Origin of the sequence: Thalassolituus sp. UBA6592, from assembly GCF_002433655.1 — a bacterium.
In the GTDB taxonomy this organism is placed as follows: Bacteria; Pseudomonadota; Gammaproteobacteria; order Pseudomonadales; family Oceanobacteraceae; genus Venatoribacter.
This window is the reverse complement of record NZ_DJIO01000038.1, coordinates 2,506-14,400: the sequence shown is the minus strand read 5'-3', so window position 1 is coordinate 14,400 and position 11,895 is coordinate 2,506. Positions and strand designations below refer to the sequence as shown.

Here is an 11,895-nt window from a genome sequence, read left to right as displayed (position 1 = left end):
AGACATACCGTAGAAAGACAGAGATACCACCAGGAAGCGCAGGATAGGGTCGTTACGCAGTTTGTGCCACGCACCGGACAGAGTCATCATACCGTTGATCATACCACCCCATGATGGAGCCAGCAGGATCAGGGACATAACCATACCCGCAGTCTGTGCCCAGTCAGGCAGAGCGGAGTAGTGCAGGTGGTGACCACCGGCCCATACGTAGATGGAAATCAGAGCCCAGAAGTGCACGATGGACAGACGGTAAGAGTAAACCGGACGGCCAGCCTGCTTAGGAACGAAGTAGTACATGATGCCCAGGAAGCCCGCAGTCAGGAAGAAACCTACCGCGTTGTGACCCCACCACCACTGGATCATGGCATCAATGGTGCCAGGCCAGATAGAGTAAGCTTTGGTCAGGGAAACCGGGATAACCAGGTTGTTACCAATGTACAGAATCGCAATCATGATCATGAATGCAGCGAAGAACCAGTTGGCAACGTAGATGTGGCTTTCTTTACGGATAGCAACGGTACCCAGGAAGTTCACAACATAAGCTACCCACACCAGAGTCACCAGAATATCGATCGGCCATTCCAGCTCAGCGTATTCCTTAGCAGAGGTGATACCCAGCGGCAGCGTGATGGCTGCGGACAGGATAACCAGCTGCCAACCCCAGAAGGTGAAGGACGCCAGAGTGTCTGAGAACAGACGGGTGCGACAGGTGCGCTGCACGATGTAGTAAGAAGTGGCGAACAGTGCGCAGCCACCAAAGGCAAAGATAACCGCATTGGTGTGCAGCGGACGTAAACGTCCGAAAGACAGCCAAGGGGTATCGAAGTTTAAAGCAGGCCATGCCAGCTGGGCAGCGATTAAAACACCGGCCGCCATACCGACAATGCCCCAAACAACAGTCATGATGGCAAATTGTCTTACCACCTTGTAGTTGTACTCGGGATGGTCAAATGCTGTGCTCATGATCAGATTCCATTTAACAGCGGGATTGAGGGTTAAAAAAATCGGCGCAATTATGGTGTCTGGGAGTGCTGTTTGCAATCCGACACGCTAAAAACACCTGATTTTACAGCAGGTTAACCTGCTTTTTATCAAGTTATGGAGGTCTGGATAAGAATGACTCTCATCAAGGTCTGGTCAGGACCGGCAGATTCCCATAACCTTCGCGCAGCAAAGAATGAACCTCAGTTAATCCTTTTAGCGTTCTGGCAAATCATAAGGAAACGACATTGGCTGATCTTGATATAGCGCAAGAAGGACAAAATACAGGACTGACTATTTAAGCAGTGGGACGAAAGAGCGGAACATCCCGGGAGTAAGACAAGACATGAGTAAAAAATTTGTACAGAACGGGCCAGATAACGGTCCGTTGTTTATTCTGGCCCACGGTGCCGGAGCTCCCAGTGACAGTGAGTTTATGGTCAATATGGCCGAGCTGCTGGCGGAACGGGGCATCTGTGTGGTGCGCTTCAATTTCCCGTATATGGAAATGAACAAAGAAGATGGTAAAAAGCGTCCGCCAAACCGTCTGCCGGCACTGCTGGAAGATTATGAACAGCTGGTGAATCTGCTCGGTCGCCCCTGTGTGATTGGTGGTAAATCCATGGGCGGGCGGGTTGCTTCTGTGCTGGCGCAGACACAGGAGTCTCCATTTGTTAAAGGCTGTGGATGTCTGGGTTACCCGTTCCACCCGCCCGGTAAACCGGACAATCTGCGCACCGATCATCTGCAGCAGCTAAGCAAACCCCTGTTTATTGCCCAGGGTACCCGTGATGCGCTGGGTTCTCAGGAGGAGGTGTCCGGCTATGATCTGGCGGATGATATTGAGTTGCTGTGGCTGGAAGACGGTAATCACGATCTGAAGCCAAGAGTGAAATCCGGCTTCACCCAGCAACAGCATCTGCAGACCACGGCGGATGCACTGGCTGAGCTTATCCGCCGTTGCCTGTCATAACGTAAAAGGCCATGAGAATCTCATGGCCTTTTTATTCAGACAGAGCAGCTGCCGTATCAGGCTGTGAGAATGGTGATCTTCTCACTGTCTTTCAGAATCGGCTTAATGGCCGCCAGCAGGGCAGCGCGCTGATCTGTGTTCTTCCACTTATCCCAGGCGGCTTCGTCCTGCCAGTTGGTAATAATGACGCGATGCAGGCTGTCTTTGGCGTCTTTATAGTTTACGCCGGAGGTGTAGCCAGGTGCTTCTACCATGGTGCGCAGCATGTTCTTCATAATCTGCTCGTAGGTGGACTCCATCCCTTCGGCGATCTGACGCTCGATAATCACTTTGATCATGCAGGTTCCTTATTGTCTTAATGCTATGGGTGTTTCAGAGGCTGATAAGTTGTGCGGATCAATTTCGCGCAGCTGCGCGGTTCTCCGTTCGCTTACCGCCGTCCTTATATTGGTAAAACGGTTTTATAACCGCCAGTGACTCTCTGATGCAACCACGGCTAAGGGCTAATTCATTTTCCTTGATCATATTGCAAATAAGAGTCAATCCCATTAAATGTAAAGGCCCGGAACAGATTGTTCCAAGAACTCTTAATGCAAATTATTATCAATAAGATTCTTAGCTGATAACATTCCCATCAACTTCGGCGCAGGCAATCTGTGCCTGATCAGATCACGACGTAAGGTGGGTTATGAAAGCAAAATACTATCCGGCATTTATCAAAGCAGCGTTGCCAGTCAGCATCGCTCTGGCAGGACAGGCGTACGCGCAGGATGAAGTTGACCTGGGCAAAACCGTTGTTACTGCCTCAGGCTTTGAACAGAACATCATTGATGCGCCGGCCAGTATCAGTGTGATCAGCGCTGAAGAACTGAACAAGAAGTCCTACACCAACGTAATGGATGCCGTGCGTAACATTCCTGGCGTTTACGTCAGTGGCGGTGGTGACTCTCAGGAAATCAGCATCCGTGGTATGACCGGCGATTACACGCTGTATATGATCGACGGTAAGCCTCTGTCTGCCGGCCGTAACGTCAACACTAACGGTACCGCATCCGGTACTCAGGATCTGGCGCTGCCGCCGCTGTCTGCCATTGAGCGTATCGAAATCATCCGTGGCCCTATGTCTTCGCTGTACGGTGCTGACGCCATGGGTGGTGTTGTGAACATCATCACCAAAGATGGCGGTGAAGAGTGGCACGGTCAGATTGGCCTGGAATACATCGATTCCATGAGCCAACTACTGAACGATGGTATGCGCGCTAACGTCTATACCAGCGGCGCTCTGGTGCCAGGCCTGCTGAAAGCCAACGTTAATGGCAGCTGGGTCTATGACGACGAATCTGATTACATTGGTGGTGGAAAATCTGCCGGCAGTCGCCCGGAAAGTACCCGCCGTAAAATTGCCGGTGGTCTGACGCTGACGCCATTCGCTAACCACGAATTCAGTGCCGATTTCGATGTCTCCAAATACCGCAGCATGGCAACGCCTGGCGTCAGTGTTGCTGAAGTGGATACCCGTGGTAATCCGGTCGATACCGCCATCAGCAACTTCCGTAAAGACGTTTTCTCGCTGAACCACGTTTATCAGAATGCCAACGGTACCCGCGTACGTACTTACATTCAGCAGGATGTGTCTGATCTTGAGCGTGATGACGCCACTAAGAAAGAAACTGTGTACACGCTGGAATCCAATGTGGTTCAGAGTCTGGGCATGAACGTCATCAGCTATGGTGGCCGCTACCGTCAGGAAAAACTGGTGGATGAAACCAATGGTCTGTACACCGCTGGTGTGGCCGGTGCTGAAACCAAAATGGATCGCTGGTTGGGCGAAGCCTACGTCGAAGCAGACTGGGCGGTAAGCCAGGATCTGAACGTTACCACGGGCCTGCGTTACAACGATGATGAACTGTTCGGTGGTCACCTGACGCCGCGTGTGTATGCGGTTTATCACCTCAACGACAGCTTTACGTTTAAGGGTGGTGTGTCCACCGGCTACAAGCAGCCAACACTGCCAAACGCGACCGAAGGTTTTGGTCAGGCAACCGGTGGTCGTCAGCGCCCGGCCGGTCGCGATGTTCCAAACGCTCTGATTATCGGTAACGAGGATCTGGATCCGGAGAAAAGCACCAGCTATGAAGCCGGCTTCGTCTACAGTGCGATGACTGCCGACTTCACCACCAGTGTGATGCTGTTCCAGACCGACTATGAAGACAAGATCGCTGAAGAGCGCACCTGTGACTCCGATGTAGCTACCAACTCGGGCTACGACGAGAACGATCCGGCGACCTGGATCTGTAGCTATGGCCCTAACAACTACCGCTTTATCAGCACTCAGAACAACATTTCTGAAGCCCAGCTGCGCGGTGTGGAAATCACTGTGGATTATGGCATCACTACGGCTCTGACCATGGCTGCCAGCTACACCTACACCGAATCTGAGCAGAAGAGCGGTGAGTTCAAAGGTGATCCGCTGAACAAAAACCCGAAAAACATGGCCAACGTCAGCTTCGACTGGCAGACCACTGCGGCTCTTGGTCTGTGGCTGCAGGGTAACTACCGTGGTGAAGCGAGCGAGTACCTGAGCCGTACCTCGCTGTCTGATGCGACCCCTGGCTATGGTTTTGTGGATACCGGTCTGAACTACAAACTGAACCCGGATGCCACCGTAAAAGCCGGTGTTTATAACGTTCTTAATCGTCAGGTCACTAATGAAGACTACGACGTTGTACTGGACGGCCGTCGTCTGAATGTGGGCTTAACCGTCGATTTCTGACATTTATCTACGTTTCCCGGGTTGTCATGACCCGGGCATTCTCATTATGATGCCTTAAATTAAATAGGAATCATTATCTTTTGCTGGGAAGTATCATCCCCGGAACATTACGCCAGTGGCACTGGATCAGCTCGGCTGTCTGTCTGGTTGGTATGGTGCTGTTCGCTTTCACCGGGATCACGCTCAATCACGCGGCGGATATCGAAGCCAGCCCACAGACCACTACGGTGGAAGCTGAGCTGAGTGACGGAATACTTACTCTGCTGAACAAGCGCGGGGATGGCCCATTACCGCTGGGCGTGCGCCAGTGGCTGTTGCAGGAATACAACATCAGTACACCGGATTCTGCCGCTGAATGGGATGACTCCGAAGTTTATCTGGGCATGCCCAAACCCGGTGGTGATGCCTGGCTCAGCATTGACCGCGAAAGCGGTGAACTGATTTACGAAGACACCAGTCGCGGTGTGATCTCGTTCCTGAATGATCTGCACAAAGGCCGCAATACCGGTAGCGCATGGGCGTGGTTTATCGACGTGTTTTCCGTGCTCTGTCTGGTGTTCTCATTGAGCGGTTTATGGCTGCTGGTGCGTTATGCCCGCCAGCGTCCGTCGACCTGGCCCATGGTGGGACTCGGGGTGTTGATTCCACTGCTTATTATTGTTCTGACCCTTCATTGATGGAGATTGTATGAAAACCATGACCCGCACTCTGTTACCGCTGACCTTTGCCGTAGCAGCAGCTTCCTCTGTGCAGGCTGCAGAGCTGGACGTGTCTGTCGAAATTCCGGAAATGACCGTGGCGGAATACCACAACCCCTACGTGGCGGTGTGGCTGGAAAATAAAGACAGCAAAGAAGTGATCAATCTCGCCGTCTGGTACGACACCGATATGCGTGATGACGAAGGCAAAAAATGGCTGAAAGACATGCGTCAGTGGTGGCGTCGCAGTGGCCGCAGTCTGGAAATGCCGGTGGATGGTGTCAGTGCCGCGACCCAGGGCCCAGGCAAATACGATCTCAGCTTTACTGCCGGTAAAGCGCAGCTGAAAGATCTGGCTGATGGTGAATACCGCCTGCGTGTTGAAGCGGCCCGTGAAGTAGGCGGACGTGAAATTCTCAATATTCCGTTCAGCTGGCCTGCAGATAAAGCGCAGACGCTAACCGTTCAGGGCGAATCCGAACTGGGTGAAATAGCCCTGACGATCAAACCCTGATGAACTGAAAATGACGATCTGAAACTGACGATCTGAAAATGAAAAGCAGCGCCAAAGAACAACTGACAACACGACAACAACGATATCTGGCAACCGACACACTGCGCACGTTTAAATCTGGGAGTCAGTTAAACACCGTTTTATATGCCCCAGTACACCAGAACTAGCCGTACACCAGAACTAGCCGTACACCAGAACTAGCCGTACACCAGAACTCAAGGAGCACATTATGTTAAAACGAATGATCAAGCCGCTGGTATTTGCCTCATTAATTACCGGTACTCTGTCTGTTCAGGCGCACCGTTTATGGATACTGCCGGATGTTACTGTACTGTCCGGTGAAGAACCTGCAGTCAGCTTTGATGCGGCGGTTTCCAACAGTATTTTTAATTTCGACCACGTTGCCCTGCGCCCTGAAGGCATTCATATTACTGCACCAGACGGAAGCGAAGTAAAACCAGAAAATGCCAGCAAAGGTAAACTGCGTACCGTTTTTGATCTGACCATGAAGCAGGAAGGTACCTACCGCGTGTATATGTCCATGGCTGGAATGAACGCATTCTGGAAAGACGCCGATGGCAAACGCCATATGTTCCCGGGCCGTGGTCAGAGTGCGACTCCGGACGAAATTAAGAAAGCCATTCCGGCCGATGCCAAAGAACTGCGCGTGGTTGAAAGCTACCGTCGTGCTGAAACCTTTGTAACTGCAGGCGAGCCATCTGACAGTGTGCAGAAAATCACCGGTAAAGGCGTGGAATTAAAAGCGCTGACTCATCCGAACGATCTGTATGCGGGCGAAGAAGCAGAATTTGCACTGATGCTGAATGGTAAACCATTGGCCGGTGCCGAAGTGGTGCTGATTAAAGAAGGTACCCGCTACCGTAACAGCCAGGACGAAATTAAACTGGAAACCAATAAAAACGGTGAAATCACTGTGAACTGGCAGGGCGCCGGCCGCTACTTTATGGAAGCGGAATACAAAGACGATAAAGCACAGGCACCGGCCACTCAGCGCAGTGCAACCTACACTGCAGTATTTGAGGTGCTGCCGGACTGATGCTAACCCCTCAGCCTTATCTGATCGCCGGCGCGCTGGTGCTGGCGTATCTGATATTTTCTTTATACTGCTACCGCCAGCCCATTATGCGCTGGCGGCAGCGGTATAATAAAAACAATGCTCACACTGCTGAATCTGCCACTCTGGTTGCTTATGCCAGTGAAAGCGGGCAGGCACGCACGCTGGCAGAAACGCTGGCACAACAGATATCTGCACCGTGTGTCGCATTAAATCAGGCGACCAGTCTGATCGACAGCCGTCGTAACAGCAAAGAATTTCCCCACATTAAACAGCTGCTTATTATTGCCAGTACTACAGGTGAGGGCGAAGCACCAGACAATGGCCGGCTGTTCTTATCTCAGCTGCAAAACGCAGACGTCAATGGCATCCGCTTTGCTGTTCTGGCATTGGGCGATAGCGAATACTCACATTTCTGTGCGTTTGGTTTACGGCTGAATCAACAGTTAATGCAGGCCGGTGCAGAGCCATTATTCGATACCGTCACCGTCGACGATATGAATACTGCTGCGTTAAATAAATGGCAGCAATTGCTTAATGAACACGGCATCGCTGACGCATCGCAGACATCGCCAAAACCAGACCCGTCGGATAACAGCCGGACACTGATATTTCACAACCGCCAATGGATCAACCCGGGCAGCCCGGGTGGCGGCATGTATCAGATTGAACTTGGTTGGCACGGCAGGATACCGCAGTGGCAGGCCGGTGATATTGCCGAACTCTGGGTGCCGGACGAACAGGGCAACATCATAAAACGTGAATACACCATTGCCAGTATTCCGGCGGAAAACAGCATTCGCCTGTTAGTACGCGAACAACACTTTCCGGACGGTAAACCTGGTGTTGGCTCGGGCTGGTTATGCCACAACGCCAAAGCCGGTGACAGTGTCGAAGCAACACTGCGAAGCAATCCTAAATTTCACGCGCCAGACGACCACGCACCTATGATATTAATCGGCAACGGTACCGGGCTGGCCGGATTGCGCGCGCACATAAAACAACGTGAATTAAATAATACCTGTGGCGAAGAACCGTCCAGTAACTGGCTGATCTTTGGTGAACGCAGCCCGACCCATGACCGCCCGTGGCATACCGAACTGAAGCGCTGGGTGTACAGCGGCGAACTGCAACAGCTTGATTTCGCCTACTCACGGTTTATTAATCATGAGTTCGACAGCCATGAAACGCCACCGGCGGAATTCAGCCATGCAGGTTATGTTCAACACGTACTGGAAAGCAAAGCAGAACAGCTGAAAGACTGGCTGGAAAAAGGCGCTTACCTCTATATTTGCGGCAGCCGCGATGGGATGGCCAAAGGCGTTGAAGACACCTTAAAAAACCTGCTGGGCGAAACCACCATGCAGCAATTGCTGCTCAGCGACCGTTATCGCCGGGATGTGTACTGAGGCACAGTATCAGGATATCGCACCTGATCTCCGTATGCGTCAGTGAATTGAAGCGTTGGCAATGATATTCTCTGACGAAATTTACATCTCTGGAGAGGCATATGTTGCCGGACCCTCAACTTAACGCGCCGCTGCTCGGGGAAGAAGTCGAACGGTTGGATGATCTTCTTCAGCAATACGGGAAAGACTATGGTCTGCTTTCCGTCGACGAGCTTGATGGCTACCTGACGGCTATTGTCTCTGGACCCCATCTGATTCGCCCCAACGAGTGGTATCCGGAAATCTGGGGTGGCCGGGGGTTTGAACCTGACTGGGAAAAAGAAGCCGATTACCAGGATTTTATGGTGCTGACCATGCGCCATATAAACAGCCTGATTGATACGCTGATGGGCTCCCCGGAAAACTACGAACCTATTCTCAGCGTCAACGATATTCATCGTCCGCAATTTCTCTTCCCGCAAGGCTGGTGTAAAGGTTACCTGTACGCTTCTGAACTTTGGGGCGTCGTCGACAAGCCTGAGACAGTGGCTGAAAAAATGGCCGTTATGGCCATGTTTTTTAACGATGAAGGGCAGGAAGAACTGAGCTCACTTACTGATGAAGAATATCAGGCACTGGTTGCTCAGCTAGGGCCTGCGGCCAGTGATATTTTTAAGTACTGGATTGAGCGCAGAGAGCCGGTATATGAGGAGGACATCTCAGATATCTTCCTGACGGAGGATGAGATTGGCTGGCTTGAGGATATCCTGATGAAGTACGGAACAGACGACTCTGTGCTTTGTATGGCCGAGCTGGATGGTTTCTGTGCTGCAGTGGTTTCCAGTCCAAATATGATTTATCCGGATCAGTGGTACCCAGCATTATGGAATAAAGCAGGCAATGACAGTTATCTGCCGGACTGGGAAGAAGAGGAAGAACTTCATTTTCTGCAGCTTGTATCCAAGCATATGGTCTCCATTGAGACGGTATTAGTCAGCAGCCCGGAACACTACGAAGTATTGCTACCCTACAGCGAAACCGAACAAGGCATTGTTTATGTCGCAGAAGAATGGGCCTTTGGTTATATGCGCGGCGTTGATCTTTGTTGTTGGCCTGACATGCCAGAAGAGATCAGTTCCTGTTTGTATGCTATCTCTCTCCACGGCCGTGAGGACAATTTCGACGTACTGGAAGCTCTGTCACTGGAGGAACATCAGCAAACCGTTGCCGAAATAACACCTGCCGTCATAAAAATTTACCAGTTCTGGTCTGATGTACGAAAAGCTGCTGAAGAAATACCACGGACCGTTGTGCGGGATGCGCCCAAAGTAGGGCGTAACGAACCATGTCCCTGTGGCAGTGGTAAAAAATACAAACAGTGTTGCCTTCACTGACCTGAATAATATGCAGGGAAAAGGAGTCCAGGATGACGCAAGCCAAGGAAGTGAAAAATAAGCAAGCGCAAAACAAACAACAGACCCGGAAAGTACGACCAGCATGGAAGCGATTCTTAACCGGCTTGCTGCTGGTCGTAGTTCTGTTGCCACTGGTTATAACTCTTCTGATTCATTACCAAATCGAGCACGTTTTAACGCTGGTGTTCGGCTATATCGTTATTGGCGTTGTCGCAGCGCCTTTTATCATGCTGCTGCTGATCTTTTTCCCACCTCTGCTTTATCTGAGCGCTTTTGTCGTTTTTCCATTTGTCTGGCTTTATCTGCGGATTATGTATCCCGAAAGATCCAGATAGAGACTTTTTGGTGTATGGGGTGTTGTTTCTCATGGCCACGACTTACCATTTAGAAGTAGAAGTAGGAGTAGGAGTTGCTTCAGCTGCGAAATCCGGCACAGCCGGACCCGGTCTCGCGTTCTGATTCAATTGTAGGTGTAGGAGTTGCTTCAGCTGCGAAATCCGGCTCAGCCGGACCCGGTCTCGCGTTCTGATTCAATTATAGGTGCAGGAGTTGCTTCAGCTGCGAAATCCGGCGATAGTCGGACTCTTATACGCCTCAATTACCTGTAGGAGCTCCTTCAGCTACGATATCTGGCTCAGCCGGACCCGGTCTCGCGTTCTGCTTCAATTGTAGGTGTAGGAGTTGCTTCAGCTACGATATCCGGCGCAGCCGGACATTATGTGATCCATCCATCCGTCGCCTTCAATCTCCATCAAACCCTTTCAATCCAAACCCACCGAACCCGAATCCCTTCCCATAATGGCGTCAAAAGGGCAGGATATTGCCATGACCAATATTCACAACATCCTCATCGCCGGTTCCGGTGGCACGATTGCCCAGGCCTTAATCGCACACTGGCAAAACGCCGGTGCACGCGTGCTGACCATTGGCAGGGAAGACAGAAACTCACGAGAAAGAGACGGGTCAGATCCGCAGTGCAACCATGAACACCTGCAAACCGATCTGGTCGATGCCGCCAATATTCCCTCCATCACCGCATGGCTGAAATCCCATGGCCTGCCGGATGCCGTGATCGTCTGCTCCGGTATTCTGCACACAAAAGAACGCCAGCCAGAAAAAGCCTTAAAAAACATCACTGATGACTTTCTGCTGCACAATATGCAAATCAACCTGCTGGCGCATATTCATCTTGCCCAGGCGGTTGCACCGCTCATTAAACGCAACGCACAACTGAAATGGATGTCACTCTCCGCCATGGTCGGCTCCATCACCGACAACCAGCTTGGTGGCTGGTACAGCTACCGCATGAGCAAAGCCGCGCTGAATATGTTTATAAAAACCCTCAGCATCGAATGGCAGCGCAAAGCCCCAGGTAGCATCGTCGTCGCCACCCATCCAGGCACCACCGACAGCGCGTTATCCGAACCCTTTCAGGCCAATATCAAAGAGGGCAGGCTTTACACTCCGGAGTTAACGGCAGAGCGGTTAAGCAAGGTGTTAGAAGAACTCAGCCCGGAACAGAATGGCCACCTGCTGCATTGGGATGGCAGCGTGCTGGCGTTTTGAACTGCGCTCTTTAAACAACAGTCTTACCGATTACTGTAGGAGCTGCTTCAGCTGCGAAATCCGGCGATAGCCGGACTCAGTCTCACGTCCGTTGACCTGTAGGAGCTGCTTCAGCTGCGAATCCGGCGACAGCCGGACGTTTATACGCCTCAATCACCTGTAGGAGCTGCTTCAGCTGCGAAATCCAGTGCAGCCGGACGTTTATACGCCTCAATCACCTGTAGGAGCTGCTTCAGCTGCGAAATCCGGCGATAGCCGGAGTCTTATACGTCCCAATCACCTGTAGGAGCGGGTTCACCCGCGAAATCGGCGATAGCCGGACTCCTATACGTCCTCAATCACCTGTAGGAGTTGCTTAAGCTACGAAATCCAGTGCAGACGAACTCTTATACCTCCTCAATCACCTGTAGGAGCTGCTTCAGCTGCGAAATCCGGCGATAGCCGGACTCTTATACGTCCTCAATCACCTGTAGGAGTTGCTTAAGCTACGAAATCCAGTGCAGCCGGACGTT

The 11,895-nt window shown here is 51.6% G+C and carries 11 protein-coding genes and 1 pseudogene; 10 read left to right on the top strand and 2 right to left on the bottom strand.

The window, feature by feature from the left end; all coding sequences use genetic code 11:
• Positions 1-963 (bottom strand): cbb3-type cytochrome c oxidase subunit I (locus B2Z72_RS03315; RefSeq protein ID WP_297004158.1); only part of this gene is annotated, 963 nt, incomplete at its 3' end.
• A gap of 364 nt (positions 964-1,327) precedes the next feature.
• Between B2Z72_RS03315 and B2Z72_RS03310 the strand changes: the two genes are divergently transcribed.
• Complete coding sequence (locus tag B2Z72_RS03310; protein WP_296982558.1) at positions 1,328-1,954, top strand: alpha/beta fold hydrolase; 627 nt, start codon at positions 1,328-1,330, stop codon at positions 1,952-1,954.
• Between the two features lie 56 nt (positions 1,955-2,010).
• Here B2Z72_RS03310 and B2Z72_RS03305 read toward each other — a convergent pair whose 3' ends face one another.
• Positions 2,011-2,292: an antibiotic biosynthesis monooxygenase family protein gene (locus B2Z72_RS03305; RefSeq protein WP_296982559.1), complete on the bottom strand. Its 282-nt coding sequence runs from the start codon at positions 2,290-2,292 to the stop codon at positions 2,011-2,013.
• A gap of 350 nt (positions 2,293-2,642) precedes the next feature.
• Between B2Z72_RS03305 and B2Z72_RS03300 the strand changes: the two genes are divergently transcribed.
• From B2Z72_RS03300 to B2Z72_RS03265, 9 genes and pseudogenes are all read left to right on the top strand, one after another.
• Entirely contained in the window at positions 2,643-4,727 is a 2,085-nt protein-coding gene (locus B2Z72_RS03300) for a TonB-dependent receptor domain-containing protein (protein ID WP_297004156.1), read from the top strand.
• A gap of 80 nt (positions 4,728-4,807) precedes the next feature.
• Positions 4,808-5,404, top strand: coding sequence for a PepSY-associated TM helix domain-containing protein (locus B2Z72_RS03295; protein WP_296983655.1), 597 nt, complete (start codon positions 4,808-4,810; stop codon positions 5,402-5,404).
• A 10-nt stretch (positions 5,405-5,414) separates the two neighbouring features.
• The gene (locus tag B2Z72_RS03290; protein WP_296983654.1) at positions 5,415-5,939 is read left to right on the top strand and encodes a DUF2271 domain-containing protein; all 525 of its coding nucleotides are present in this window, start codon (positions 5,415-5,417) and stop codon (positions 5,937-5,939) included.
• 229 nt (positions 5,940-6,168) lie between these two features.
• Positions 6,169-6,996, top strand: a complete 828-nt coding sequence (locus B2Z72_RS03285; protein WP_296983652.1) for a DUF4198 domain-containing protein — start codon at positions 6,169-6,171, stop codon at positions 6,994-6,996.
• A complete protein-coding gene (locus B2Z72_RS03280; protein ID WP_296983650.1) occupies positions 6,996-8,423 on the top strand; it encodes a sulfite reductase subunit alpha in 1,428 nt (475 codons plus the stop codon). Before B2Z72_RS03285 ends, B2Z72_RS03280 begins: the two co-directional genes overlap by 1 nt.
• Before the next feature lie 101 nt (positions 8,424-8,524).
• Positions 8,525-9,091: pseudogene (locus B2Z72_RS19285) on the top strand (UPF0149 family protein); the annotation flags it as partial.
• Positions 9,071-9,796 carry a UPF0149 family protein gene (locus B2Z72_RS19280; RefSeq protein WP_414716371.1) on the top strand — a complete coding sequence of 242 codons (726 nt, stop codon included), beginning with the start codon at positions 9,071-9,073 and terminating at the stop codon, positions 9,794-9,796. The pseudogene B2Z72_RS19285 and the gene B2Z72_RS19280, both read left to right, overlap by 21 nt.
• A 32-nt stretch (positions 9,797-9,828) precedes the next feature.
• Positions 9,829-10,152 (top strand): hypothetical protein, encoded by a 324-nt coding sequence (locus tag B2Z72_RS03270; RefSeq protein ID WP_296983646.1) that lies wholly within the window; start codon positions 9,829-9,831, stop codon positions 10,150-10,152.
• Positions 10,153-10,642: 490 nt separating this feature from the next.
• A complete protein-coding gene (locus B2Z72_RS03265) occupies positions 10,643-11,383 on the top strand; it encodes an SDR family NAD(P)-dependent oxidoreductase (RefSeq protein WP_296983645.1) in 741 nt (246 codons plus the stop codon).
• The last annotated feature ends 512 nt before the right edge of the window (positions 11,384-11,895 follow it).